Origin of the sequence: Nonomuraea sp. NPDC050691 (genome assembly GCF_040654455.1) — a bacterium.
In the GTDB taxonomy this organism is placed as follows: domain Bacteria; phylum Actinomycetota; class Actinomycetes; order Streptosporangiales; family Streptosporangiaceae; genus Nonomuraea.
On the sequence record NZ_JBFAIA010000013.1, the window covers coordinates 45981 to 71880 of the forward strand.

The following is a 25900-nucleotide window of genomic DNA, read 5'->3' on the forward strand; positions in this document are numbered from 1 at the left end:
CATGCGCATCGCCTACACCGCCGACCAGATCAGAGCCGCCGAGCACCAGCTCATGGCCCGCCTGCCCGAGGGGACGCTGATGCAGCGCGCCGCGTCCGGGCTCGCCGCCGCGTGCGCGACGATGCTCGGCAAGGTGTACGGCAGCCGCGTGAGGCTGCTCGTCGGCAGCGGCGACAACGGCGGCGACGCCCTGTACGCGGGGGCGCTGCTCGCCCGGCGCGGCGCCAGGGTCGAGGCCGTGCTCGCCGGCGGCAGGACCCACGAGGCCGGGCTGGAGGCCTTCCTGCTGGCCGGGGGCAGGGAGGCCGGGGGCGGAGAGGCCGCGGGCGAGGCGATCGAACGGGCCGACCTCATCGTGGACGGGCTCGTCGGCATCGGGGCGAGCGGGGCGCTGCGCGAGCCGTACTGGGGGCTCGCCCGGGCGGCCAACGCCGCGGCGGCGCCGACGGTCGCCGTGGACGTGCCGAGCGGCGTGGACGCGAGCAGCGGCCGGGTGGAGGGCGCCGCCGTCGAGGCCGCGCTGACCGTGACCATGGGGGCGCGCAAGACCGGCCTGCTCGTCGACCCGGGCGCCGCCCTGGCCGGCGAGGTGGAGCTGGTCGACATCGGGCTCGGCCCCTACCTGCCCGATCCCGACGTCGTCGGGCTCACCGGCGCCGACGTGGCCGCCCTGCTGCCGCGCCCGGCGGCGGAGAGCGACAAGTACCGCAGGGGAGTGGTGGGCGTCGTCGCCGGCAGCGACCAGTACACCGGCGCGGCCGTGCTCGCCGTGGGCGGCGCCCTGCTGGCCGGCGCCGGCATGGTCCGCTACGCCGGCCCGAGCGGGCCGGTGGCGCAGGTGCGCTCCCACTGGCCCGAGGCGGTGGTCACGGAGCTGGAGCGGCCCTCGCTCGACGGCGTCGGCCGGGTGCAGGCGTGGGTGGTCGGCCCCGGGCTCGGCACGGGCCACTGGGCGCGTGAGGTGCTCACGCAGGTGCTGGCGAGCGACGTGCCCGTGCTGATCGACGCCGACGGGCTCACGCTCGTCGCCCGGGAACGGGACCTGCTCGGCCGTGAGGCGCCCGTGCTGGTCACCCCGCACGCCGGGGAGCTGTCGCGGCTCACGGGAGCCGGGCGCGACGAGATCGAGGCCGACCGGCTGAAGCACGCCCGGGGCGCCGCGGCCGACCTCGGGGTGACCGTGCTGCTCAAGGGGTCCACCACGGTGGTCGCCGAGCAGGGCAGGCCGGTACGCGTCAACGGCACCGGCACCGCGTGGCTGGCCACGGGCGGCACCGGCGACGTGCTGTCCGGGGTGGCGGGGGCGCTGCTCGCCCAGGGGCTCGGCTGCTACGACGCGGGCTCGTGCGGGGCGTACCTGCACGGGCTGGCCGGGCGGATCGCCTCCTCCGGCGCGCCGCTGCACGCGGCCGGCGTGGCGGCGGCGGTGCCCGCCGCGATCCGCGAGCTGACCGGCCGTTCCTCGTCGAGGTAGTCGCGTGCGGCGGTGATTCGTCCAGGTGGTCGCGTGCGGCGGTGATTCGTCGGGGTGGCCGCGCTGCGCAGCGGTGCGGTGATCGGCGAATGGCGCCCGGCCACCTGGGCGAGCTGCCAAACTGGAGGGATGGGATTCCCGATGGCGACGCCCGCGCAGGCGCGGGTCGACCTGGCCGCGATCGAGCACAACGTGGCCCTGCTCAAGGAGCGCGCCGGCGGAGCCGAGCTGATGGGCGCCGTCAAGGCCGACGCCTACGGGCACGGCCTGGTGCCGTGCTCCGAGGCCGTCCTCGCGGGCGGGGCGGGCAGGCTCGGCACCGCGTTCATCCGGGAGGCGCTGGCGCTGCGCGAGGCCGGCGTCACGGCGCCGGTGCTGTCGTGGATCATCGGCCCCGGTGAGCCGATCGCGGAGGCGCTGGAGGCCGCCGTCGAGCTGTCGGCCTCCGACGGGACGACCCTGGACGAGATCGCCGCCGCCGCCCGGCGCACCGGCCGCACCGCCCGCATGCACCTGGAGGCCGACACCGGCATGAGCCGGGGCGGCGCGCCCCTCGCCGCCTGGCCCGGCCTGCTGGAGCGGGCGGTCCGGCTCCAGTCCGAGGGCGTCATCGAGATCGTCGGCCTCTGGTCCCACTTCGCATGCGCCGACGTCCCCGGCCACCCGTCGATCGGGGCGCAGCTCGACGCGTTCGAGGCCGCGCTCAAGCTGGCCGAGCAGGCGGGCGCGGGCGGCTCCCACGTCATCCGCCACCTCGCCAACTCCGCCGCGATCATGACGCTGCCGCGCTCCCACTTCGACATGGTCCGCTCCGGCATCGCGATGTACGGGCTGAGCCCCGTCCCCGAGCTCGGCGACTTCGACCTGCGCCCGGCGATGACGCTCCTCGCGCGGCTGGCGCTGGTCAAGCAGGTGCCCGCCGGCTCCGGCGTCTCCTACGGGCACCTGCACGTCACCGAGAGCGAGACCCGGCTCGGCCTGGTCCCGCTCGGCTACGCCGACGGCGTGCTGCGGCACGCGACCGGCCGGGCCGAGGTGCTGGCCGGCGGCCGCCGCAGGCCCGTGACCGGCCGCGTGTGCATGGACCAGTTCATGATCGACCTCGACGGCGACCTGCTGGAAGGCGGCGAGGAGGTCGTGCTGTTCGGCCCTGGGGGGAGGGGCGAGCCCACCGCTCAGGAGTGGGCGGATAACCTCGGCACCATCACGCATGAGATCGTGACGAGGATCGGCGCGCGGGTACCGCGGGTCCACGTGCGCGACAGCCAGGAGTGAGAAGGGGGCGCGGGCACATGACCACGACGACGCGTCGCAGGGTCGGCATCGCCGGAGCCATCGTCGGCGCCGCGTCGGCGGGTGTCGCGGCGGCGACACTGGCCAAGCGCTACGCGGTGGGCCGGATCAGGTTGCGCCCCGACGCCGAGCTCGGCGAGCCGTTCGGTGAGCTGAAGGGCCGGGAACGCACGCTCACCACCTCCGACGGGGTGTCCCTGCACGTCGAGATCGACGGCCCCGACCAGGCGCCGCTGACCGTCGTGTTCTGCCACGGCTACTGCCTCAACCTGGAGTCCTGGCACTACCAGCGCCGCGACCTGCGCGAGAGCCACCGGATCGTGCTGTGGGACCAGCGCTCCCACGGCCGCTCCGAGCGCGCCGACGCGGAGGACACCACGATCGACCGGCTCGGCGACGACCTGGCCGAGCTGCTCGAACGGTTCGTGCCCGGCCCGTGCGTCCTCGTCGGCCACTCCATGGGCGGCATGACGATCATGGCGTTGGCCGACCGCCGTCCTGAGCTGTTCGGCGACCGGATCAAAGGCGTGGCGCTCATCGGCACCTCGGCGGGCAAGCTGGCCGAGATCACGCTGGGCCTGCCCGCCCTGGTGTCCAAGGTGGTCCACAAGGTGGCGCCCGGCGCGGTGTCCATGCTGGGACGCCGGGGGGCGCTCGTCGACCGCACCCGCCACGCGGGCAGCGACATCGCCTTCCTCATCACCCGCTACGTCGGGTTCGGCGACTCCAAGAACGTCAGCCCCACCCTGGTCGACTTCGCCGAGTCCATGATCAGGGAGACGCCCACCGAAGTGATCGCCGACTTCTACCCGGCGCTGATGAACCACGACAAGCTGTCCGCGCTGCACGTCCTCGACCCCGTGCCGACCGCGATCCTGGTCGGCGACAAGGACTGGCTGACCCCGCCCGACCACAGCCGCGCCATCGCGGCCGCCCTGCCCAAGGCCCAGCTGACCGAGGTGCCCGACACCTCACATCTGATCCAGCTCGAACGGCCGGGCGTGGTCAACGACGCGCTGCGCGACCTGATCAAGAGAGTGGAGTTGTAGAGAGTGGGGGAGTCGCGGTGAACGCGGAGCGGTTGCCGACCGCCGACGACATGCGCGCGTACGGGGCCCGGCTGGCGGCCCGGCTGCGTCCCGGCGACCTGGTGGTCCTGTCAGGACCGCTGGGCGCCGGCAAGACGACGCTGGTGCAGGGCATCGCCGAGGGCCTGAAGGTACGCGGCCCCATCACCTCGCCGACGTTCGTGATCGCCAGGGTCCACCCGTCCCTGCACCAGGGGCCGCCCCTCGTCCACGCCGACGCCTACCGGCTCGGCGGCGACCTGGAGGTGGACGACCTCGACCTCGACGCCTCGCTGGAGGAGTCGGTCACCGTCGTCGAGTGGGGTGAGGGACTCGTGGAGGGCCTGTCCGAGGACCGCCTGGAGATCCACATCGACCGCGAGACCGGCGACGACGCCCGCGTCGTGACCCTGCGGGAGATCGGCGCCCGCTGGACCGGCGGCACCGCCTGACCGGCCCCGCCCTCGCCACGCCGGTCGTGCGGCGCCACCGACACGCCGGTGCGAGCGGCGACAAGAGTAAAACGCGGGTCAACGCTCGGCAATGCTGCCACCCTTGACGTATCTCGCCAATGACGGAAAACATGATCGTTGGCGATGGATTCCCCCAGAATTTCTGGGTATCAGGAGGGGCAGTGTCCGCCCTTTTGGTGGATGCTTGGTGCAAGACGGCGAAGTGGGGTGCGCTGGTGCTCGGTGTCAGGCGATTCGCGTCCGCGGGAGCCATCCTCATGATCGGCGCATTAGGCTGCTCTGCCCAGGCCCAGAGCGGCCCCACGACCACACCGACGGCAACCCCGACGGCGACCGCGACCGCAACCGCGACCACCACCGCCACCACGACCGCCACGCCCGCCGCCGCCCGCGCCTCCATCAAGGTCGAGCTCAACCCCGACCGGGTCACCGCCGGGGAGACCTCGCGGGTCTGGATCCTCGCCAACTGCCCGGTGCCGACCGGCGGCCCGGCCCACACCGGCACCGCCACCTCGCGGGCGTTCATCAACGGCGTCCCGCTCAACCCGGCCACCCCCACCCCCGGCCCCAACGCCACCAGCACGCCCAGCGCCGGCCCTTGGGTGCGGGGCGAGGCCCAGGTGTCCGGCACGATCGCGCGCGGCTCCTACCGCGTCGACGTCAAGTGCGACGGGACCAACGACACCGGCCGCGCCACCCTTCGCGTCGTCCGAGCCGAGGCGCTGCCCAGCGACGTGCCCACCCGGGCGCCGCGCGCGGGCGGCGGCGGCACGTTCGGCAAGGACGTGGACGACGACTCCGGGCTGCCGCTCGGCCCGGCCGGGATCGTGCTCGGCCTCGCCCTGGCCGCCGGCGTCGGGATCGCGGTCAAGCGCCGCAGCCGGGCCTGACGAGGACGTCGCCATGGCACGTCCGGGACGCGTGGTGCTCGCCGGGGCCGCCACGGGACTCCTGCTGGTCATGTTCGGCAAGTCCCAGCTCGGCACGCAGCAGGCCGCCGCGAAGGTGGTGCCCGAGAGCATCGACATCCCGTCGATCGACGTCGAGGCGCCGCTGATGAAGCTCGGGCTGACCAAGGACGGCGAGGTGGAGCTGCCGCCGTACGAGAAACCCAAGGTCGCCGGCTGGTACAGCGGCAGCGCGGTCCCCGGCGAGAAGGGCGCCTCGGTGATCGTGGGCCACGTCGACACCAAGACGGCGCCGGCCGTCTTCTACAAGCTGCGCAAGATGCGCAAGGGCGAGCTGGTCAAGGTGGAGCGCAGCGACGGCAAGGTCGTCACGTACAAGGTGGACGCCGTCGAGCAGGTCCACAAGGACCGCTTCCCGGCCAAGAAGGTCTACGTGGACGACGGTCTCAAGCTGGTGACGTGCGGGGGGACGTTCGACTACGCCAGGGGCGAGTACGTGGACAACGTCATCGTCTACGCCTCCCGCGCCTGACCCCGGCCGCCGCTTCCCTGGCAAACGGGTTGCGGGCATCAGGATGATGGGGGCATGAGCGTGGAGACCAGCCCGCCCGCCGGCGGCAGCCGGGTTCCCTGGGAGCGGGTGCACCCCGCGGCCCGGGCCGGGGTCGAGGAGTTCCTCGGCGGTCCCGTGACCGAGGCGGTCACGCAGGACACCGGCTTCTCTCCGGCCGCCGCCGTGCGCCTGCGCACAGCCGGCGGACGGCGCGCGTTCGTCAAGGCCGTCGGCCCCGAGCCGAACCCCGAGTCGGTGCGCATCTACCGCGCCGAGGCGGTGATCGCCGCCGCCCTCCCCGCGTCGGTGCCCGCGCCCCGGCTGCTGACCACGTTCGAGGCCGGCGGCTGGGTGGTGCTCGTCTTCGAGGACATCGAGGGCCGTCACCCGGCGATGCCGTGGCGGCGCGACGAGCTGGACCTGGTGCTCGCGGCCGTCGGCCGGATGTCGGCCGCGCTCACGCCCGCGCCCATCACCGCGCCGCCCGTCGCCGAGCGGTTCGCCGACTCCTTCCGCGGCTGGCGCAGGCTCGTGGACGAGGACGTCACCGGCCTCGACCCGTGGGCGCTGCGCCACCTCGACCGCCTGGCCGAGCTGGAGTCCGGCTGGGGCGAGGCCGCCGCCGGCGACACGCTCCTCCACTCCGACCTGCGGGCAGACAACATCCTGCTCGCCGGCGACCAGGTCTACGTCGTGGACTGGCCGTGGGCGTGCGTCGGGGCGCCGTGGGTCGACCAGGTGGGCATGTTGCCGTCGGTCGGCATGCAGGGCGGGCCGATGCCGTACGAGCTGGTCACCGACCCCGACCCGGCGATCACCGCGGTCGTCGCCGCGATGACCGGCTACTTCGTCCGGCAGGGCCGCCGACCGGATCCGCCGGGGCTGCCCACGCTGAGGGCGTTCCAGCGCGCCCAGGGCACGGTCGCGCTCGACTGGCTCAGGCGGCGCATCGGCTGGTCCTGACCCCTCCGGCTCGCCCCGGCAGGGCCGGGACCGAGTGAGCGGCCAGGTGCGAGCCGGGGGCCAGGTGAGCGGCCGGATGTTGCGCCGGGCGGCGCGGGTGGAAATCGGATGTGCGCCGGGCGGCGCGGGTGGAATCGGGTGAGCGGCCAGGTGTGAGCCGGGTGGCGGGTAGGCTAATCAGTCGTGCTGGTCCTGGCCTTTGACACCGCGACTCCTGCGGTCACCGCCGCGCTCCACGACGGCGAGCGGGTTCTCGCCGAGTCGACGACGATCGACGCCCGGCGCCACGGTGAACTGCTCGCGCCCACCATCCAGACCGTCCTCGCCGAGGCGGGCGCTTCGCTGCGCCACGTCACGGCCGTCGTCGCCGGCAGCGGCCCCGGCCCGTACACCGGGCTGCGCGTCGGGCTGATGACCGCGCAGGCGCTGGCCACCACCCTGGCGATCCCCGCGTACGGGATCTGCACCCTCGACGCCGTCGCCTACGGCAGCGGCCGCGACGAGCCGTTCATCGCGGCCACCGACGCGCGGCGCAAGGAGGTGTTCTGGGCCCGGTACGCCGACCGGCGCACCCGCGTGAGCGGTCCGGCCGTCGACCGGCCCGCCGACGTGCCCGGCGAGGGCCTGCCGGTGGCCGGGGCCGGCGCCGTCCTCTACCCCGACGCGTTCGGCGAGCCGCTCGACCCGCCCTACCCCTACGCGGGCGCGCTGGCCGCCCTCGCCGTCGAACGCCTGGCCGCAGGCGCCCCGCTCGACCCGCCCCGGCCGATCTACCTGCGCCGCCCCGACGCGGTGGTGCCCGGCGCGCCCAAGCGGGTGACGGCGTGAGACTCCGGCAGATGACCGAGGGCGACCTGCCCGCGATCATGGCGATCGAACGCGCGACGTTCCCGCGCGACGCGTGGAGCGAGGGCATGATGCGCGGCGAGCTGGCCGAGCAGCCGCGCACCCGCCACTACGTCGTGGCGCTGGTCGACGAGGTCATCGTCGGCTACGCGGGCCTGGCCGCCGCGGCCGACCAGGCCGACATCCAGACCATCGCGGTGCTCCAGGCCCACCAGGGCACGGGCGTCGGCGGCGCGATGCTGGCCGAGCTGCTGCGGGAGGCGCGCAGGCGGGGCGCCCGCGAGGTCTTCCTGGAGGTGCGCGACGACAACCCGCGCGCCCGCGGCGTGTACGAGCATTTCGGGTTCGAGGAGATCGGCATCCGCCGCCGCTACTACGACGACGGCACCGACGCGATCATGATGAGGAAGAAGCTGGATGGCTGACGCACCACTGGTCCTCGGCATCGAGACCTCCTGCGACGAGACCGGCGTCGGCATCGTCAGAGGCCACACGCTGCTGGCCAACACCATCGCGTCCAGCATGGACGAGCACGCCCGCTTCGGCGGCGTGGTGCCCGAGGTGGCCTCGCGGGCCCACCTGGAGGCGATGACGCCGACCGTGGAGGCCGCGCTGGCGCAGGCCGGTCTGAAGTTCTCCGACATCGACGCGATCGCCGTGACGGCCGGGCCCGGCCTGGCCGGGGCGCTGCTGGTGGGCGTCGCCGCGGCCAAGGCCTACGCGCTCGGCCTCGGCGTGCCGCTCTACGGCGTCAACCACCTGGCCGCCCACGTCGCCGTCGACCAGCTCGAACACGGCCCGCTGCCCAAGCCGTGCATCGCCATGCTCGTTTCGGGCGGCCACTCGTCGCTGCTGCTGGTGCCCGACGTGGCCCAGGACGTGATCTCGCTCGGCTCGACCGTGGACGACGCGGCGGGCGAGGCGTTCGACAAGGTGGCGCGGGTGCTCGGGCTGCCGTTCCCCGGCGGCCCGCACATCGACCGGGCGGCGACCTCGGGCTCCGGCACGGCCGTCGCGTTCCCGCGCGGCAAGATCGACGACGGCACGCTCGACTTCTCGTTCTCAGGCCTCAAGACCGCCGTGGCCCGCTGGGTCGAGGCGCGCGAGTCGGCCGGCGAGTCCATCCACGTGCCCGACGTGGCGGCGTCCTTCCAGGAGGCCGTGGTGGACGTGCTGACCCGCAAGGCGCTCCAGGCGTGCCGTAAGTACGACGTGCGCGACCTGCTCATCGGCGGGGGCGTGGCGGCCAACTCGCGGCTGCGCGCGCTGGCCCAGGAGCGGTGCGACGCGGCGGGGGTGCGGCTGCGCGTGCCACGTCCCGGCCTGTGCACCGACAACGGCGCCATGGTCGCCGCCCTCGGCTCCGACCTGGTGGCCGCCGGCATCACTCCGTCGACTCTGGAGATCCCGGCCGACTCGTCGATGCCGATCACCACGGTCCACGTCTGAGAGGCGAGGCGCGCGGGCCCGGATCGCTTCTCGGGCCGGTCGCCTTTCGCGTGTCCGGCGAGGGTCAGGGGGGTGGCCAGGTGGACGGCCAAGAGCGCGCGTCGTCACGGCGAGCACCCCGTGAGCCCTCACGACCGGCCATGACAGAGGCCGGCCGACGTCGGCGCGTGCGCGTGACGTCGGCTGTGCCGTACCAAGGGGTCAATCCTTCGGCCGCGTGGGGCGGAGGAGCGCCTCGGCGAGCGCGAGCATGGTCTCCTCGAGGGAGCCGAGGCGCTTGGTGAGGTCCGTCGCGGTGCGCGTCAGCTCGTCGCGGTCGGGCCGTGCCTGGACCAGCTCCGTGAGCGCGCCCGCGGTGGCCGCGAGACGCTCGGCCTCCTCGGCGGCCCGGGCGGCGATCGCCTCCTCGATCCGCTCGCCGATCCCGAGCGTCACCGGGAGCTGGCTCACCCGCTGGTTGACCGCCTCCAGGTGGTCGTCCACCGTCTCCAGTTGCTCGCCCGCCTGCTCGGCGCGGGTGGCGAGGTCGGTCAGGTGCCGCTCCACGCCGTCGAAGCGGGCCTGCATGCCGCTCTGGATGCTGGTGCCCACCTGGTCGAACCTCGCCGCCAGCCCGGTGTCGACGGCGTCGAGGCGGCCGGCGAGCCCGTCCATCGTGTCGAAGCGGGCCGACAGGTTGGCGTCGACCGTCGCGAAGTGCGCCGCCATGGCGCTGTCGCTGCGGTCGAGGCGGCTCGTGACCCCGTCGAACCCGGCGGCCAGCTTCGTGTCGACGGTCGTGAAGCGGCCCGTCACCGTGCTGTCGACGGCGTCGAAGCGGGTCGTCAGGTGCTCCTCGACCTCGCTCAGCCGCTCGTCCAGCGACTCCAGGCCGTTGTCGAGGTGGTTGAAGCGGGCCTCGTTGCGGGTCGCGGCCTCGCCGAGGTGCTGGCCGACGCCGGCCACCCGCTCGTCGAGCGTGGTCAGGCGGCCGTCGAGCGTGGTGAAGCGGCCGTCCACCCGGCCGTCCAGGGCGCCGAGCTGACCGTCCATCGAGACGATCCGCTTGTCCACGCCTCCCAGCCGGGAGTCGACCCCGGCCAGGCGGCCGTCGACCCCCTCCATGCGCGCGTCGAGCTCGTCGAGCCGCACGCCGACCTGCTGCTGGGTCTCCTCCAGCCGGACCGCGACCTGCTGCTGCGTCTCCTCCAGGCTCGCGGCCAGCTCCTGCCGCGACTCCTCCAGTCGCGCCGCCAGCCGCTGCTCGGCGGTCGTGAGCCGGTCGGTCACGGCGCTCACCTGGCCCGTGAGGACGTCCACGTGCGCGGTCAGCCGCTCGGCGACGGCGTCCACGTGCGCGTTGACCTGCTCGCCGACCGCGGCGGCCCGGGCGCCGACCTGGTCGGCGGCGGCGGTCAGCCGGTCGTCCAGGCCGCTCGACAGCCCCGCGGACAGCCCGTTCGACAGGTCGGCCACCAGGCTCTCGACGCGGTCCGTGCGCGCCGTCAGCTCGGCGAGTGACCTGTCGAGCCGGGTGAAGCGGCTCGCCGCGGCCTCCATGCTGGAGCCCAGCTGGGCCATGACGGCCGAGAACTCGCCCAGCCGCTTGGCGATGCCCTCGCCGCCGTCCAGGACCGCCTGCAGCCGTTTCAGCGTCTCCTCGACACCGCCGCCGATGGTGGTCAGGTCGTCCCAGATGTTCGGCAGCTCGACCACGGGAGCGACGCGCTGGTGGACCGACTCCACCCGGGCGTCCACGGAGCCCACCTGCGAGCCGACGGCGTCCACGTGGTCGCGCACCGCCTCGACGTGCTGGGCGAGGCCCTCGGCCCACATGGGCGGCTTGGCCGCCATGTCGTCAAGGCGCCCGCTCACCGTCTCCAGCGTGCCGCTCAACCCCCCGAGCTCCCGCTCGCGCACCTCGCGCAGCAGCCACTCCATGCCCTCGAGCCGCTGGCGGATCTCGTCGAGGACGGCCCCCTGCGTGCGCTGCTCGTACACGTGGTCCTGCGCGGCGCGCGCCAGCAGCTCGCGCATCCTCTCCGGGACCTTGCTGTGGCCGCCTGTCTGCAGGAGGGCGGTGTGGTTGGAATGATCCACCGAAAGCTCCTTCACTCGCCGACGGTTCATCGCGCAGCGGTGGATAGGTCCGGTTTGCAGATGGAAGAAGGAGAACGCGGTAAACCGCAACAGGGGGGAGAACTCCCGCCCGCCCACCTTAGCCTCTCGATCAAGCCGCGTCAGTGGTGCGGGAAAATATCGTGGTTGCCGGGGGAACGCCCCGATTTGCCATTTACGCAGGTGAGCCCGGGCGGCAGATCAGGGCGGAGGGCTTGTCCATGATCCGGGTCAGAATGACCACGGCGGATTCGGTGCCCGAAAGTCGGAGATCGCTCCGAAGGCGTTCGATATCGACAGCCGAGGCCCGCTTTTTAATAGTGACATTTCCTATTTTCCGGTCGCGGAGCGCGGCGCGCAGACGCTTGAGCGAGAACGGCAGCGCCTCCTCCACCTCGTACCGGGCCGCCCAGGGGGTGTCGACCGGATCGTCGCCGGTGATGTAGGCGATCATGGGGTCGGGCAGGCGGCCGCCGACCAGCTCGGCCACCTCGCCGACGAGGTGGGCGCGGATCGCGGCGCCGTCGGGCTCGTAGACGTGGCGGCCCAGCGGCCCGGTGGGGGCGACGGCGCCGGCGTCGCGCAGGACGTGCCCGCCCGGCAGCAGCGTGGCCAGCCGGACGAGTCCGGTCTTCCGCGCGGCGCGCGGCGGCGCCCACAGGGACGCCTCCTTGACCTCGCCCTTGTACGAGACCCACTCGGCCTCGGCGCCCTCCGGGATGAACTCGTACGGGATGCCCGGGGCGACCTTGACACAGGCCCGCGGGGCGCGGGCGAGCAGGTCGAGCACGACCGGCCACGGCGGGGAGTAGGCCATGGGGTCGAACGTGCGGCCCCTGGAGGTGCGCCGGGCCGGGTCGGCGAACAGGACGTCGTAGTCCTCGGGCGACACCGACGCGGCGTCGGCCACGCGTACCGTGACCCGCTCGGCCACCCCGAGCGCCTCGGCGTTGGCCCTGGCCACGGCCACGGTCAGCGGGTCGGTGTCGACGGCGTCCACGAGGCAGCCGGCCCGGGCCAGCGCCAGCAGGTCGCCGCCGGAGCCGCAGCACACGTCCGCCACCCGGGGTCCGTCGCCCGCCCCGGCGTGGTGAGAGCTTCGCCACAGGCTCAGCAGCCGGGTGGCGCGGTGGGCGGCGACCTCGGCGCGGGTGGCCTGCTCCAGGCCGTGCGGCGTGAAGTACATCAGCTCGGCGTCCGCACCGAACTTGGCGCGCGCCCGTTCCCGCAGCCGTGCCTGCGTGAGCGCCGCCGAGGAGAGCGCGGCGTCGTAGGTGCGGCGCAGGCTCGTCGCGGCCGCCACGGGGTCGGCGTCCCGGTGCTCGACCGCCTCCGCGAGCGCGCGCTGCCCGCGCGGGGTGAGCAACTCGGTGAAGGCGTCCAGGTCCACGCCGTACGACGTTAGCGCCCCGCCCGGCGGGCCCGTTCCGGGCCCCCGCCGGGACCTGGGAGGACGAGGTATCGCTCTCAGCAAACGTGTTCGTGTTGACTGTCAAGCCCCTCTTGCATATGTTTCCTGTTGGCACTCTCCCCTTGAGAGTGCCAACGTGCGACGAGGCAGGTCTGGCACCCGCGACGGCAGGCCCCGCTGGTCGCCTCTTCTAGATCATTCAAATCTGAAGGGGAGGTCCGATCGTGACGACCGCCACCAAGGTTCCCGTTAAGCCGCTCGGCGACCGCATCGTGGTGCAGCCGCTTGAGGCTGAGCAGACCACCGCTTCCGGCCTGGTAATCCCGGACACCGCCAAGGAGAAGCCGCAGGAGGGCAAGGTCCTCGCGGTGGGCCCGGGCAACTGGGACGAGGACGGCGAGAAGCGGATCCCGCTCGACGTCAGTGAGGGCGACGTCGTCCTCTACAGCAAGTACGGCGGCACCGAGGTCAAGTACGGCGGCGAGGAGTACCTCGTGCTCTCCGCCCGCGACGTTCTCGCGATCATCGAGAAGTAAGCCGGTGGTGTCGGGCCCCGGGCGCCGTCGGCGGCCGGGGCCTTCGACACTAGGAGAGGACTCTCAGCAATATGGCGAAGATCCTGGAGTTCAACGAGGACGCCCGCCGCGCTCTTGAGCGTGGCGTGAACGCCCTCGCGGACGCCGTCAAGGTCACCCTCGGCCCGCGTGGCCGCAACGTCGTCATCGACAAGAAGTTCGGTGCTCCGACGATCACGAACGACGGTGTCACCATCGCTCGTGAGATCGAGCTGGAGGAGCGCTACGAGAACCTCGGCGCCCAGCTCGCCAAGGAAGTGGCCACCAAGACCAACGACATCGCGGGCGACGGCACCACCACCGCGACGGTCCTGGCCCAGGCCATGGTCCGCGAGGGCCTGCGCAACGTGGCGGCCGGCGCCTCGCCGCTGTCGCTCAAGCGCGGCATCGACAAGGCGGCCAAGGAGATCAGCGACAAGCTGCTCGCCAGCGCCCGCCCGGTCGAGGACAAGAAGGAGATCGCCAACGTCGCGACGATCTCCGCCCAGGACGCCAAGATCGGCGAGCTGATCGCCGAGGCGTTCGACAAGGTCGGCAAGGACGGCGTCCTCACGGTCGAAGAGTCCAACGCCATGGGCATGGAGCTCGAGTTCACCGAGGGCCTCCAGTTCGACAAGGGCTACCTGTCGGCCTACATGGTCACCGACCCCGAGCGCATGGAGTCCGTCCTCGAGGACGCCTACATCCTGCTCACGCAGGGCAAGATCTCCTCGATCGCCGACTTCCTGCCGCTGCTCGAGAAGATCGCCCAGACCAAGAAGCCGCTGCTCGTGGTCGCCGAGGACGTCGAGGGCGAGGCCCTGGCCGTCCTGGTCACCAACAAGATCCGTGGCACGTTCACCTCCGTCGCCGTCAAGGCGCCGGGCTTCGGCGACCGCCGCAAGGCGATGCTGCAGGACATGGCCATCCTCACCGGCGGCCAGGTCGTCAGCGAGGAGGTCGGCCTCAAGCTGGAGAACGTCGGTCTCGAGGTGCTCGGCCAGGCGCGCCGCGTCGTCGTCACCAAGGACGCCACGACCATCGTGGACGGCGCCGGTGACCAGCAGGCCATCGAGGACCGCGTCAAGGAGATCAAGCTCGCCATCGAGCAGTCCGACTCCGACTGGGACCGCGAGAAGCTGCAGGAGCGCCTCGCCAAGCTCGCGGGCGGCGTCTGCGTGCTGCGCGTCGGCGCGGCCACCGAGGTGGAGCTCAAGGAGAAGAAGCACCGTCTCGAGGACGCCATCTCCGCGACGCGCGCCGCGATCGAGGAGGGCATCGTCTCCGGCGGTGGCTCGGCCCTGATCCACGTCTCCAAGGAGCTCGGCGACCTCGGTCTGTCGGGCGACGAGGCCACCGGCGTCGGCGTCGTCCGCCGCGCGCTGGTCGAGCCGGCCCGCTGGATCGCCGAGAACGCCGGTCTCGAGGGCTACGTGGTCACCCACAAGGTCTCCGAGCTGGAGGTCGGCCACGGCCTCAACGCCGCGACCGGCGAGTACGGCGACCTGATCGCGCAGGGCGTCATCGACCCGGTCAAGGTCACCCGCTCGGCCGTCCAGAACGCCGCTTCGATCGCGGGCATGCTGCTCACGACCGAGGCGCTCGTCGTGGACAAGCCCGAGGAGGAGGCTGCGGCCGCCGGCCAGGGCCACGGCCACGGTCACGGCCACTGAGCACCTGACGGCTCACGAACGGCCCGTCCCCGCTTGCGGGGGCGGGCCGTTCGCGTGCCCGGACCTGTGCGGGCGAGGGCGCGCCACGGCTTCTGGCGTGATCCTGCACGTATCTGGATGAAGTGTTCGGATAGGGGCGAGCTGATGGGATGTGACGTGGTACCAATGGATACAACGCCGCATACAATCTGAGATATGAAATAGTGACTTATCCGGGTAAACCAGAAGTGGTGGCAAAGCGTCGTCTTGCCCGATCGTGTTGACTTCGGGTTGACCCGTGGTGAGGTGGGTTGACGCGAGGCGTTCTCCGTGCGCTGTCCCCGCGTTCTCCGCGCGTTGTCCCTCGGCCTGAGCTGCGTCGCTGGCGAATACCGCGCATTTCGTGTTATGGGGTGAAATATTCCTCCACTACTAAAGCCTTTCTGTCGTCATTCGATTACGGGCAGTCGCCGTCTCTTCAATGTGACCAATCCGTAGCCGTTCGCGATGACGACAGGCCCGATCAGGGCGGGCATCATGCCTATCGTGAGCGAGGGAAGCGTCGCCGACGCCAAAATTGGGGTAAGGCTCGCGTCGAGACTTCCGGCACGGACGGATGACTCCGACCTTAGGGAACTGACCAGCCTCGCCGTACAGGGAGATCGCGGTGCGATCGAATCCCTGCTCGGCGAGTTGCGTCCGATGGTGGTGCGCTATTGTCGCGCCAGGTTGGGCAGGGTTTCAGGGCAATATCACATTGCCGATGACGTGGCCCAGGAGGTGTGCATCGCGGTGTTGTCCGCGCTTCCGCGCTACCGCGACATGGGCCGTCCGTTCGCCTCTTTCGTGTTCGGCATCGCCTCGCACAAGGTGGCCGACGCGTTGCGCAGCTCCGTGCGCTCGGCCGTGCCGACGCAGGACCTGCCCGACGGGCCCGACGACGGACCGGGGCCCGAGGAGACCGTGGTCCGCTACATCGAGGTCGAGCACGCCCGCAGGCTGCTCGCCCGGTTGCCCGAGAATCAGCGGGAGTTGCTGCTGTTGCGCGTGGTGTCTGGGTTGTCCGCTGAGGAGACCGGTAATGTACTGGGCATGTCAGCAGGTGCGGTCCGGGTCGCCCAGCACCGGGCGCTCGCGAGGTTGAGGCAGATGGCCGAGCTGGAGTCGGCTTGACGCAGGAGCGGACCGGAGCCGGACCGGCTCCGGAGGACGAGAGCGACGCGCTGCTCGACGCCCTCGGCCGCGGGGAGCCGCCCCCTCATGACGATCCCGCCGCGCGGCTGCTCGCCGCCCTGCGGGCCGACGTCCGCCGCGACGACGACCGCTACGCGCGTCCGTGGGCCGACGGCGTCCACGCGCGTACGGGTGAGGCGGGCGCCGGCGAGGGCGGGGCGGCGCCGGTGGGTCAGCGGCGTTCCTCGGTGTCGATGACGCCGTCGACGTAACCCCGGGCGTACTCCCACGTGACGTAGTCGGCCGGGTCGGGGTGGAAGGCGGGCTCGTGCACCTGCGGCCGGCCCTTCTCGATCATCTGGCGGAGGTTGCCGCGCAGCAGATCCCAGTCGAAGAAGTGCTGCTCGCCGCACTCGGGGCAGTCGAGCACGAGGCCGAGCACCCCCTGGGGCTCCAGCAGGGAGCGGAACACCTCCACGTCGGCGAGGTCCGTGATGGCCTCGTCGCGCTCGGCGGCCGTGAGCGGCTCGGCGTCGTCGAGCTCGCCCATCTCGGCGGACGGGTCATTCGGATCGTCCGCGAACGGGTCGCGGGGGACGTCTTCCAGCACCTTCCCACCATATGACCGATGCGGCCGCCGTGGTGGTCAGTGGTGGTCAGTGGTGGTCAGCGGGTTGGTCGAGCCATCCGCGCCGCGCGGCCTCGACGCCCGCGTGGAAGCGCGACTGGGCGCCGAGCCGGGTCATCGCGTCGGCGAACCGGGCGCGCACGGTGCGGACCGACACGCCGAGATGGCGGGCGATCGACTCGTCGCACAGGCCCTGGGCGGCCAGCCGGAGCACCTGGACGGTGCCGTCCCGGTGACCCCACGGCACGGGTGCGGACCGGCCCCACCACTCCTCGAACAGCGATCTGAGCACGCCCACGACGATCGGGGTGCGTAAGAGATAGAAGTTGTAGGCGTGGTCGGGCAGGTTGCCGCCCCACAGCGCGGGCAGGCCGGCGGCCTCGTCGCCGGCGGTCATGAACCAGCTCGGCACCCGGTCGAGCGTGCGGACCTCGCCGCCGGTCTCCAGCAGGCGGCCGAGCCCGTCGCGGACGCCCGGCAGCGCCAGCGTCTCCACGGGGACGACGGCGCGCACGGTCATCAGCCCGCGTTGCTGCGCGTCGATCCAAGGATCAGCAAATTTCCGAGAAAAGTCGGTCATGGTGCGCTCGTCGGGGATGGCGGTGAGCACGGTGATCGGCGGCGCCTGGACGGCCATGCCGACGACGCTCTCGTACAGCACGTCGGCCCCGCTGACCAGCTCCACCGGGAACGGTCCGCTCTGATAGTCGCGCCCGGCGTCGTAGTCGCGGATGAGGCCGCGGATCGACCCGAGGGCCGAGTCGATGCGCCGGCTCTCCTCGGCCAGCCGGTCGAGCCGCTGGGCGATCAGCCGGCCGAGCGCCCCCGCGGGGTGACGGGCCAGGTACTCGCCCGAGTGCTCGTCGACCACGCCCAGGCGTACCAGGTCGTCGAGCTGCCGGCTGACCTTGTCGCGCGGCCCGCCCATCGCCTCCGCCAGCTCCGCGAGCGTGGCGCGGTGCAGGCGGAGCACCGCCGTGTAGAGGGCCGACTGAGCCGGGTCGAGGCCCAGCGCCGCGAGGGGATCGGGCACGTCGGGTGACTCCTTGCGCATGTCGCATGGCTCCATACGGGGGACCGGGGTGCCGCGAGAATAACGCGGCATCCTCGCCATGTCCGCCCCCTTGCGCGGGATGACGCGGCATCGGTGCAACTTCGTGCAATTGCACGTTTGCACATTGCGGCGTGCCGCTGCGTAACGCACGCTTGACCGAGAGTCGGCGGACCACCGGGCCAGGCATTGCCGGCCATCAGGACGCGGAGGGGGGTTCGGTGGCGCGACGCGCGCCGGCCCGGCCGCCGGTCGCCGGGGGATGGAACGGAATCACCGACCGTTCCGTCCCCCGGCCTTTTCGATGCCGGGAGTACGACGGACCGTGGGGGTCATCGTCCTCCCGGCATCTCTGCTGTTTGGACGCAGGCCCTAGACTTGTCCCCATCACGCGCAACGGCAGGAGGGGGCCGCAGCATGTCCAAGTTCACCGAGATGGGTCTGACCTTCGACGACGTGCTGCTCGTGCCGGGCTATTCGGACCTCCAGCCGGGTGAGGCCGACACCGGCTCACGACTGTCACGCAACATCACGCTGTCCATCCCGCTGATCTCCGCGGCCATGGACACGGTCACCGAGGCCCGCATGGCGGTCGCCATGGCCCGGCAGGGCGGCATCGGCGTCCTGCACCGCAACCTGTCGGCCGAGGAGCAGGCCCAGCAGGTCGACCTGGTCAAACGCTCCGAGGCCGGCATGGTCACCAACCCGGTCACCTGCACGCCCGACGACACGCTGGCCGACGTCGAGCGGCTGTGCGCCACCTACCGGATCTCCGGCGTGCCCGTCACCGACCACGACGGCATCCTCGTCGGCATCGTGACCAACCGCGACATGCGCTTCGAGACCGACCACTCGCGCCGGGTGCGCGAGGTGATGACCGCGATGCCGCTGGTCACCGCCCCGGTCGGCGTCTCACGCGACGAGGCGTTCGCCCTCCTCCGGCAGAACAAGATCGAGAAGCTGCCCCTCGTCGACCCCGACGGCCGGCTGCGCGGTCTCATCACGGTCAAGGACTTCACCAAGAGCGAGCAGTACCCCCTCGCCACCAAGGACGCCGACGGCCGGCTCGTGGTCGGCGCGGCCGTGGGCGTCGGGGGCGACGCCGATGTGCGCGCCAAGGCCCTCATCGAGGCGGGCGTCGACGTCGTCGTCGTGGACGTGGCCCACGGCCACTCCAAGGGCCTGGCCGACATGGTCGCCAAGATCAAGGCCAACAGCCGGGTCGACGTCATCGCCGGCAACGTCGCCACACGGGCCGGCGCGCAGATGCTCGTCGACGCGGGCGCCGACGCCGTCAAGGTGGGCGTCGGGCCGGGCTCCATCTGCACCACGCGGGTCGTCGCCGGGGTCGGCGCGCCGCAGGTGACCGCGATCCACGAGGCGTCGCTGGCCTGCCAGCCCGCAGGGGTGCCGGTCATCGGCGACGGCGGCCTGCAGTACTCCGGCGACATCGTCAAGGCGATCGCCGCGGGCGCCGACACGGTCATGCTCGGATCCCTGCTCGCCGGCTGCGAGGAGTCGCCGGGCGAGCTGATCTTCATCAACGGCAAGCAGTTCAAGTCGTACCGGGGCATGGGCTCGCTGGGCGCGGTCCGCAACCGCGAGCGCGGCGGCACCTCCTTCAGCAAGGACCGCTACGCCCAGGCCGACGTCGGCGGCGAGGACAAGTACATCCCCGAGGGCATCGAGGGGCAGGTCCCCTACCGTGGCCCGGTCGCCGCGGTCGCCCACCAGCTCGTCGGCGGCCTGCGCCAGGGCATGTGGTACGCCGGGTGCCGCACGATCCCGCAGATGCACACCGACTGCCAGCTGATGCCGATCACCTCGGCGGGTCTCAAGGAGAGCCACCCGCACGACATCCAGATGACCGTCGAAGCTCCGAACTATCACAGAAGGTAATCCATGACTCAGCAGGTGGAGATCGGCCGGGGCAAGACGGGGCGCCGAGCCTACGCGCTCGACGAGATCGGCCTCGTCCCCTCGCGGCGTACGCGTGACCCGGAGGAGGTCTCGATCGCCTGGCAGATCGACGCCTACCGGTTCGAGCTGCCGGTCGTCGTCGCCCCCATGGACAGCGTGGTCTCGCCCGCCACGGCGATCGAGATCGGCCGGCTCGGCGGCCTGGCCCCGCTCGACCTCGAAGGGCTCTGGACGCGCTACGAGGACCCGCTGCCGCTGCTGGAGGAGTGCTCCCGGCTCGACGCGGAGGCCGCGACGAGGCGGCTGCAGGAGATCTACGCGGCGCCGATCAAGGAAGAGCTGATCGGCCGGCGCATCGAGGAGATCCGCGCCTCCGGCGTGACGACGGCCGTGCGGCTGTCGCCGCAGCGCACCGTCCAGTACCACAAGGCCGTGATCGACGCGGGCGTCGACATCTTCGTCATCCGCGGCACCACGGTCTCCGCCGAGCACGTGTCGGGCCGGGCCGAGCCGCTCAACCTCAAGCAGTTCATCTACGAGCTGGACGTGCCGGTCATCGTGGGCGGCTGCGCCACCTACACGGCCGCCCTGCACCTCATGCGCACGGGTGCGGCGGGCGTGCTCGTCGGCTTCGGCGGCGGCGCCTCCCACACCACGCGCAACGTGCTGGGCGTGGCCGTGCCGATGGCCACCGCCATCTCCGACGTGGCCGCGGCCCGCCGCGACTACCTCGACGAGTCGGGCGGCCGCTACGTCCACGTGATCGCCGACGGCGGCATGGGCACCTCCGGCGACATCGCCAAGGCCATCGCCTGCGGCGCCGACGCCGTCATGGTGGGCTCGCCGCTGGCCCGCGCCGCCGAGGCGCCGGGCCACGGCTACCACTGGGGCTCCGAGGCGCACCACCCCGACCTGCCGCGCGGTCGCCGCGTGCGTTTCGACACGGTCGGCACGCTGGAGCAGATCCTGCACGGGCCGTCGAGCGTGGCCGACGGGTCGATGAACCTCATGGGCGCGCTCAAGCGCACGATGGCCTCGACGGGCTACTCCGACATCAAGGAGTTCCAGCGCGTCGAGGTGGTCGTCGCCCCGATCCAGCGCTGACCCGCCTGCTGTCAGCCCCCGGTTCCCGGCCGCGCGCCGGGCCCGGGGGCTGATGGCGTATCCGGGAGGGCCGGTCAGAGGGCTGATGGCGTTTCCGGGAGGGCCGGTCAGGGGGCGGACTCGTCCCGCCAGATCAGGCTGTGCAGGTCGGCGCCCCGGATCACCTGGACCCGCCACGGCACCAGCCGCAGCACGTGGAACTCCGGGTCGTCGGGCCCCTTCCAGAAGCCGCCCAGATCGTACCCGGCACCCGGCGGGCTGCCCTTGGCGTACAGGTCCCAGACGTGGCGGCGGGTCCCGGGGGCGGCGACCCACTCGGCGACGGCGTCGACGCTCACCGCGTTCTGGCGGGGAGTCCAGTACGAGAACGTGGTGTGCGGGTTGCCCGCCAGGTGCGCTGCCTTGACAGGCGTGCGGTACGTGGCGAGCCAGCCGAGCGGGCGGCCGTCCACCACCTCCCAGACGGGGATGAGCACCCGGGCGCGGGGCCGCCCCTTGGCGTCGACCGTGGTCATCGTGGCGTAGACGATGTCGCCGACGTAGGCGCTGAACTGCGGCTCGATCGCCGCGAACGTGGGCACCCGGCGGGCCATCGCGGCCTCCTCAGGCCGAGACCCGCGCGGGCGCGGGCTCGGCGGTCTCGGACGGGCGCGGCCGGCGGGCGGCGCGCAGGCCGAACGCGGTGACGACGAGGGCGAGGAGCGCGGCGGCCACCGGCACGGCGAGGGCTGCCCGGATCGCGTCGAGCCGCGCCCCGGGGCCGCTCGCGTCACCCAGCGCGGCGACGTTCACGGCGGTGACGGCCGCCAGCCCCAGCGCGGCGCCGAACTGGATGGCGGTGTAGAGCAGCCCGCCGGCCAGGCCGTGCTCGTGCTCGGCCACGCCTTCCGTGGCGGCCATGGTGAACGGCCCGTACGCCAGGGCGAACGCCAGCCCGAGCAGCAGCATGGTCGGGAACATGGCGGCGTAGGTCCAGTCGGGGCCGACCGGCAGGAACAGCGCGTACGCGACGGCCGCCAGCACCAGCCCGCCGAACAGCACCCGCGCGTGGCCGAACCTGTTCACCAGGCGCGGCGTCAGGGTCGGGGCCAGGACGGTGTCGATGCCGACCACCAGCATGGCCAGGCCGGTCTGGATGGTGCTCCAGCCGCGCAGCTCCTGGAGGTAGAGGGTGACCAGGAACTGGAACCCGGCGAACGAGGCGAGGAACAGCAGCGCGCCGAGGTTGGCGCGGACGAGCGGCCCCGACCGCAGGACGCCGAGCCGGACGAGGGGGTGCGCCGAGCGCCGCTCGATCACCACGAACGCGCCCAGCAGCGCCAGCCCGGCCGCGAACACGGCGACGGTGGCCCAGGCGTCCTGGTCCAGGTGCTCCAGCCGGATGATCCCGTACACGAGCAGCAGCATCGAGCCGGTGACGGCGAGCGAGCCGGCCACGTCGCACCCGCCCCGCGGCGCGGGCTCGGCGTCCGGGGCCGGCTCCTTGACCAGGGGGATCGCCGCCGCCAGGATCAACGCGGACAGCAGCACCGGGGCGAAGAACACCCACCGCCAGCCGAGCGCGGTCAGCAGCCCGCCCGCGACGAGGCCGAGCGAGAAGCCTCCGGCGGCGATGCCCGCGTACACGCCGAGGGCCTTGGTGCGCGGCCGACCCTCGGGGAAGTTGCCGGTGACCAGGGCCAGCCCGGCGGGCGTCATGAACGCCGCGGCCACGCCCGTGGCGAACCGGGCCAGCAGCAGCGTCCATCCCTCGGTGGCCAGGCCGCCCAGCCCCGAGAACACGAGGAAGACCGCCAGCCAGGTCAGGAACATCCGGCGGCGGCCCAGCAGGTCCGCGGCCCGCCCGCCCAGGAGCATGAAGCCGCCGTAGCCCAGCACGTACGCGGTGACCACGCCGCTGAGCACGTCCGTGGACAGCCCGAGGTCGGCCCGGATGGCGGGCAGCGCCACGTTGAGCATGGCCACGTCGATGCCTTCGAGGAAGACGGCGCCGGCGAGGACGAACAGGACGCCCCAGGAGCGGGCGTCCATGCGTTCGGTGGAGGAGGACATGAGGGCCTTCCGTGACTTGGTTCCTTTAGGTAACTGAACCCATCATTCGTCACCGGCCCCATGCTGGGAAGACGGCACTTAAGGGTGACTCGGTTATCGCCGGGTCACCGCTCTCGACCTCCTCGTTCTCCGCGTGAGAGGTCACTCGAGGTTCGTGTGCCGTGACCGCGACACCTCCACGGGTTCCGCCCGGTGCGCCCGGACCCGGTTCGTGACCAGGTCGGCCAGGACGAACAGGGCGATCTCGTACGCGCTCCCCATGGGCAGCACGGCCGCCGGGGCGTGGTCGTCGGCCATGGTCCGCGCCCGGACGTGGACGACGCGATCCGCCTGGCTCGCGGGCGGGTTCCCCGGCTGGGCCGTCAGGTACAGCAGGCGGGCGCCCGCCCGGACGGCCACCCCGGCCAGCGCCTCGACCGTGGACAGCCGGCCCGGGCCGCAGGACAGGACGACGAGATCGCCCTCTCCCACGGCCGGGCAGCTCATCTCGCCGACGTAGTGCGCGTCGAGGCCCGCGTGGAACAGCCGCATCACGAGGCCGCGCAGCGCCAGACCCTCGCGGCCCGGCGCGTAGCAGGCGATCCGGCGGGCCGCGAGCAGCTCGCCGGCGATCGCGTCGAGCTCGTCCTCGGGCACGCCGGCGAGCGCGGCGGCGATCTCGTCCATGGCCCGCGCGGCGTCACCGGCGAGCCGATCCTGCGTGGTCATCGCGCCCTCCTCGACGGGCGGTCACCGGGCGCCGGACCCCCGTCACCCCAGTGTCCCTCGTCCGGTCTCTCCGAGCTCGGTGACACCTCCGAGCACCCCCTCGGCCCGTCGTACCCCTTCTGCCGGAACACCTGCGAACCCCCGAGGTCCTGCCATGGCGACGACGCCGGCGAGTTCTGTACAGGCCGGGCGAGAATGGCATGCTGGGTGCCATGGATGATCGTCTGGTGCGCGACTCGGTCCGCCGGAGCTACGACACGGTCGCCGAGGAGTACACGGCGAGGCTGCGCGACGAGCTCGACGGCAAACCGCTGGACCGGGCGCTGCTCACGGCCTTGACCGAGCAGGCCGAGCCGGGCACGCCGGTCGCCGACCTGGGCTGCGGTCCGGGGCACGTCGCGGGCTGGCTCGCCGCGCGCGGGGTCAAGGCGGTGGGCGTGGACCTGTCGCCGGCCATGGTGGCCGTGGGGACGCGGGAGTTCCCGGGCGTGGACTTCCGGGAGGGCGACCTGCTGGCGCTGCCGGCCGCCGACGGCGAGTTCGGGGCGGCGGTCGCGCTCTACTCGGTCATCCACCTCGGCCCGGCGGAGCTGGGCCGCGCCTTCGCCGAGATCCGCCGCACGCTGCGCCCGTCGGGTCTGCTCCTCGTCTCCTTCCACGCGGGCTCGGAGGTGCGGCACCTGGACGAGTGGTGGGGCCACGCGGTGGACATCGACTTCCGCTTCCTCGATCCGGGGCACGTCGCGGAGGTGCTGGAGGAGGCGGGGTTCGTGGTGGAGATGCGGATGGAACGCGCGCACTACCCGGCGGAGGCCGAGACGCGGCGCGCCTACCTCCTGGCCCGTCGTGTCTGAGGATCCGGGTGTGGCCGATCTGCAGTGGACGCACCAGGTGGAGGTGCGGGGCGACCGGGTCGTCAAGCGGTACACCGGCGAGGACCCGGAGCCGGCCGGGAGGGAGTGGCGGGCGCTGACGCTGCTGGCCGAGCACGCCCCGGGGCTGGCTCCCGTGCCGATCGCCTTCGACGCGCCGGACTCGCCGTGGTCACCCGAGCCGGCCGCGTCCCGCGGGGCCGTGACGATGTCCCGGCTCCCCGGGGTGCCGCTGCGCTCGCTGCCGGACGCCGGGGCGTACGCCGGGCACCTGGCGCGCGCCGTCGGCGAGCTGCACTCCGCGGTGCCGCCCGGCGTGCTCCGGAGCCTGCCCGAGCGTCCCTGGCACCTCGCCCCGCTGGCCGCGCAGGTGAAGGAGTGGTGCGCCCGCCGGCGACTCCGCGACCCCGTCGCCGACCGGGCGGTACGGGAGGGGGCGCGGTGGCTGGAGGGATGGCGTCCCGGCGACGAGGGCGTGACGCCGGTGTTCGGGGCGGGTGACGGCAACCTGGCGAACTTCCTGTGGGACGGCGTCCGGGTACGGATCGTCGACTTCGAGGAGTCCGGACGCAGCGACCGGGCGTTCGAGCTGTCGGAGATCTCGCAGCACGTGGCGATGTGGGTGGACGGCGAGGTGGACGTCCTGGCCCACGTCGAGCTGTCCCCGGCCGAGGGGCGGCGCCTGGCCGGGTGCCGGCGGCTGCACGCGCTGATGTGGCTGTTCCTGCTGTCCCCCGAGGGGCCGCGCAATCCGCCGGGGACGTTCCGGCGGCAGGCCGAGCGCGTGCTGCGCACGCTGAACGCGTGAGAGTCGCGGGTCGCTCAGCCTCCCAGCACGCCGAGCAGGTGGATGACCTCGCGGGTGACCGCGTCGCGGCCGGCCCGCACGTACTTGCGGGGGTCCACGACCTTCGCGTCGTGCGCCAGGTGGTCGCGGATGGCGCCGGTGAACGCCTTGTTCAGGTGCGTCGAGATGTTGATCTTCTTCATGCCCTGCCGTACGGCGGCGCGCAGCGTGTCGTCGGGCACGCCCGAGGAGCCGTGCAGCACCAGCGGCACCGGCACGGCGGCGCGCAGCTCGGCGATGAGGTCCAGGTCGAGCACGGCCTCCTTGGTGGTCATGGCGTGGGAGCTGCCCACGGCCACGGCCAGCGCGTCCACGCCGGTGCGGGCCACGTAGTCCACGGCCTCGTGCGGCTTGGTCCGGGCGCCCGGCGCGTGGACGCCGTCCTTGCCGCCGACCTCGCCCAGCTCGGCCTCCACCCACGCGCCGCGCTCGTGGCACCAGGAGGCGACGGACGCGGTGACGGCCACGTTCTCCTCGTCGGGCAGCGCCGAGGCGTCGAACATCACCGACCCGATGCCCAGCTGCACCGCCTCCTCGACCAGCGCCCGGTCGGTGGCGTGGTCGAGGTGGACGGCCACCGGCACGGAGGCGCGGCGCGCGATCGCGAGCGAGGCGAGCGCGACGGGCTCCAGCGCGCCGTGGTAGCGGACGCAGTTCTCGCTGATCTGGAGCACCACGGGCACGCCGAGGGCCTCGGCGCCCGCGACGATCGCCGTGGCGTGTTCGAGCTGGATGACGTTGAAGGCGCCCACCCCGGCGGGGGACGTGCGGACGATGTCGCCGGTCGCGGCGAGAGGCATGGCGG

The 25900-nt window shown here is 72.8% G+C and carries 26 protein-coding genes; 18 read left to right on the top strand and 8 right to left on the bottom strand.

Going from position 1 to position 25900, the window contains the following annotated elements; genetic code table 11:
* Nucleotide 1: 1 nt before the first annotated feature.
* The 10 genes from AB0H81_RS08295 to tsaD all read left to right on the top strand — a co-directional run bounded on the left by AB0H81_RS08295 (nucleotide 2) and on the right by tsaD (nucleotide 9026).
* Nucleotides 2-1474, top strand: coding sequence for an NAD(P)H-hydrate dehydratase (locus AB0H81_RS08295; protein ID WP_358370913.1), 1473 nt, complete (start codon nucleotides 2-4; stop codon nucleotides 1472-1474).
* 141 nt (nucleotides 1475-1615) lie between these two features.
* Complete coding sequence (gene alr, locus AB0H81_RS08300; RefSeq protein WP_358371062.1) at nucleotides 1616-2749, top strand: alanine racemase; 1134 nt, start codon at nucleotides 1616-1618, stop codon at nucleotides 2747-2749.
* Between the two features lie 17 nt (nucleotides 2750-2766).
* Nucleotides 2767-3816, top strand: a complete 1050-nt coding sequence (locus AB0H81_RS08305) for an alpha/beta hydrolase (protein ID WP_358370915.1) — start codon at nucleotides 2767-2769, stop codon at nucleotides 3814-3816.
* Between the two features lie 50 nt (nucleotides 3817-3866).
* Nucleotides 3867-4286 (top strand): tRNA (adenosine(37)-N6)-threonylcarbamoyltransferase complex ATPase subunit type 1 TsaE, encoded by a 420-nt coding sequence (tsaE, locus tag AB0H81_RS08310; protein WP_358371065.1) that lies wholly within the window; start codon nucleotides 3867-3869, stop codon nucleotides 4284-4286.
* A gap of 278 nt (nucleotides 4287-4564) precedes the next feature.
* A complete protein-coding gene (locus tag AB0H81_RS08315) occupies nucleotides 4565-5197 on the top strand; it encodes a hypothetical protein (RefSeq protein WP_358370918.1) in 633 nt (210 codons plus the stop codon).
* A gap of 13 nt (nucleotides 5198-5210) precedes the next feature.
* A complete protein-coding gene (locus AB0H81_RS08320; RefSeq protein WP_358370920.1) occupies nucleotides 5211-5747 on the top strand; it encodes a class F sortase in 537 nt (178 codons plus the stop codon).
* 54 nt (nucleotides 5748-5801) lie between these two features.
* The gene (locus AB0H81_RS08325) at nucleotides 5802-6731 is read left to right on the top strand and encodes an aminoglycoside phosphotransferase family protein (RefSeq protein ID WP_358370923.1); all 930 of its coding nucleotides are present in this window, start codon (nucleotides 5802-5804) and stop codon (nucleotides 6729-6731) included.
* Nucleotides 6732-6914: 183 nt separating this feature from the next.
* On the top strand, nucleotides 6915-7559 hold the full coding sequence (gene tsaB / locus AB0H81_RS08330) for a tRNA (adenosine(37)-N6)-threonylcarbamoyltransferase complex dimerization subunit type 1 TsaB (RefSeq protein ID WP_358370925.1): 645 nt from the start codon (nucleotides 6915-6917) through the stop codon (nucleotides 7557-7559).
* Between the two features lie 11 nt (nucleotides 7560-7570).
* On the top strand, nucleotides 7571-8002 hold the full coding sequence (rimI, locus tag AB0H81_RS08335; RefSeq protein ID WP_358371068.1) for a ribosomal protein S18-alanine N-acetyltransferase: 432 nt from the start codon (nucleotides 7571-7573) through the stop codon (nucleotides 8000-8002).
* Nucleotides 7995-9026 (top strand): tRNA (adenosine(37)-N6)-threonylcarbamoyltransferase complex transferase subunit TsaD, encoded by a 1032-nt coding sequence (tsaD, locus tag AB0H81_RS08340; RefSeq protein WP_358370928.1) that lies wholly within the window; start codon nucleotides 7995-7997, stop codon nucleotides 9024-9026. Before rimI ends, tsaD begins: the two co-directional genes overlap by 8 nt.
* A 201-nt stretch (nucleotides 9027-9227) precedes the next feature.
* Here tsaD and AB0H81_RS08345 read toward each other — a convergent pair whose 3' ends face one another.
* Both AB0H81_RS08345 and AB0H81_RS08350 read right to left on the bottom strand, forming a co-directional pair.
* Nucleotides 9228-11105: a hypothetical protein gene (locus AB0H81_RS08345; RefSeq protein WP_358370931.1), complete on the bottom strand. Its 1878-nt coding sequence runs from the start codon at nucleotides 11103-11105 to the stop codon at nucleotides 9228-9230.
* A 193-nt stretch (nucleotides 11106-11298) separates the two neighbouring features.
* Nucleotides 11299-12513, bottom strand: coding sequence for a methyltransferase domain-containing protein (locus AB0H81_RS08350; RefSeq protein ID WP_358370934.1), 1215 nt, complete (start codon nucleotides 12511-12513; stop codon nucleotides 11299-11301).
* A 242-nt stretch (nucleotides 12514-12755) separates the two neighbouring features.
* Between AB0H81_RS08350 and groES the strand changes: the two genes are divergently transcribed.
* From groES to AB0H81_RS08370, 4 genes are all read left to right on the top strand, one after another.
* Nucleotides 12756-13070 carry a co-chaperone GroES gene (gene groES, locus AB0H81_RS08355; RefSeq protein ID WP_253781127.1) on the top strand — a complete coding sequence of 105 codons (315 nt, stop codon included), beginning with the start codon at nucleotides 12756-12758 and terminating at the stop codon, nucleotides 13068-13070.
* A gap of 71 nt (nucleotides 13071-13141) precedes the next feature.
* The gene (groL, locus tag AB0H81_RS08360; protein WP_358370937.1) at nucleotides 13142-14761 is read left to right on the top strand and encodes a chaperonin GroEL; all 1620 of its coding nucleotides are present in this window, start codon (nucleotides 13142-13144) and stop codon (nucleotides 14759-14761) included.
* A 516-nt stretch (nucleotides 14762-15277) separates the two neighbouring features.
* Entirely contained in the window at nucleotides 15278-15913 is a 636-nt protein-coding gene (locus tag AB0H81_RS08365; protein WP_358370940.1) for a sigma-70 family RNA polymerase sigma factor, read from the top strand.
* On the top strand, nucleotides 15910-16185 hold the full coding sequence (locus tag AB0H81_RS08370) for a hypothetical protein (RefSeq protein WP_358370943.1): 276 nt from the start codon (nucleotides 15910-15912) through the stop codon (nucleotides 16183-16185). The genes AB0H81_RS08365 and AB0H81_RS08370 overlap by 4 nt, the downstream gene beginning before the upstream one ends.
* Here the strand turns inward: AB0H81_RS08370 and AB0H81_RS08375 are convergent.
* Both AB0H81_RS08375 and AB0H81_RS08380 read right to left on the bottom strand, forming a co-directional pair.
* Nucleotides 16146-16523 carry a DUF5319 domain-containing protein gene (locus AB0H81_RS08375; protein WP_358370946.1) on the bottom strand — a complete coding sequence of 126 codons (378 nt, stop codon included), beginning with the start codon at nucleotides 16521-16523 and terminating at the stop codon, nucleotides 16146-16148. The two genes, AB0H81_RS08370 and AB0H81_RS08375, sit on opposite strands and share 40 nt — an antisense overlap.
* 46 nt (nucleotides 16524-16569) lie before the next feature.
* On the bottom strand, nucleotides 16570-17595 hold the full coding sequence (locus AB0H81_RS08380) for a LuxR C-terminal-related transcriptional regulator (protein ID WP_358370949.1): 1026 nt from the start codon (nucleotides 17593-17595) through the stop codon (nucleotides 16570-16572).
* Between the two features lie 414 nt (nucleotides 17596-18009).
* Here AB0H81_RS08380 and guaB point away from each other — a divergent pair, with 414 nt between their 5' ends.
* A complete protein-coding gene (gene guaB, locus AB0H81_RS08385) occupies nucleotides 18010-19491 on the top strand; it encodes an IMP dehydrogenase (RefSeq protein ID WP_358370952.1) in 1482 nt (493 codons plus the stop codon).
* A gap of 3 nt (nucleotides 19492-19494) precedes the next feature.
* On the top strand, nucleotides 19495-20616 hold the full coding sequence (locus AB0H81_RS08390; protein ID WP_358370955.1) for a GuaB3 family IMP dehydrogenase-related protein: 1122 nt from the start codon (nucleotides 19495-19497) through the stop codon (nucleotides 20614-20616).
* 107 nt (nucleotides 20617-20723) lie between these two features.
* Here AB0H81_RS08390 and AB0H81_RS08395 read toward each other — a convergent pair whose 3' ends face one another.
* The 3 genes from AB0H81_RS08395 to AB0H81_RS08405 form a co-directional block, all read right to left on the bottom strand.
* Nucleotides 20724-21209, bottom strand: coding sequence for a pyridoxamine 5'-phosphate oxidase family protein (locus AB0H81_RS08395; protein ID WP_358370957.1), 486 nt, complete (start codon nucleotides 21207-21209; stop codon nucleotides 20724-20726).
* Between the two features lie 10 nt (nucleotides 21210-21219).
* Nucleotides 21220-22668, bottom strand: coding sequence for an MFS transporter (locus AB0H81_RS08400; RefSeq protein ID WP_358370960.1), 1449 nt, complete (start codon nucleotides 22666-22668; stop codon nucleotides 21220-21222).
* 141 nt (nucleotides 22669-22809) lie between these two features.
* Complete coding sequence (locus AB0H81_RS08405; protein ID WP_358370963.1) at nucleotides 22810-23376, bottom strand: hypothetical protein; 567 nt, start codon at nucleotides 23374-23376, stop codon at nucleotides 22810-22812.
* A 212-nt stretch (nucleotides 23377-23588) separates the two neighbouring features.
* On the opposite strand from AB0H81_RS08405, the gene AB0H81_RS08410 reads away from it, so the two are divergent.
* A complete protein-coding gene (locus tag AB0H81_RS08410) occupies nucleotides 23589-24230 on the top strand; it encodes a class I SAM-dependent methyltransferase (protein ID WP_358370966.1) in 642 nt (213 codons plus the stop codon).
* A gap of 10 nt (nucleotides 24231-24240) precedes the next feature.
* Entirely contained in the window at nucleotides 24241-25056 is an 816-nt protein-coding gene (locus tag AB0H81_RS08415; protein WP_358370969.1) for an aminoglycoside phosphotransferase family protein, read from the top strand.
* A gap of 14 nt (nucleotides 25057-25070) precedes the next feature.
* Here AB0H81_RS08415 and AB0H81_RS08420 read toward each other — a convergent pair whose 3' ends face one another.
* Complete coding sequence (locus AB0H81_RS08420) at nucleotides 25071-25895, bottom strand: class II fructose-bisphosphate aldolase (RefSeq protein ID WP_358370972.1); 825 nt, start codon at nucleotides 25893-25895, stop codon at nucleotides 25071-25073.
* Between the last annotated feature and the right edge of the window lie 5 nt (nucleotides 25896-25900).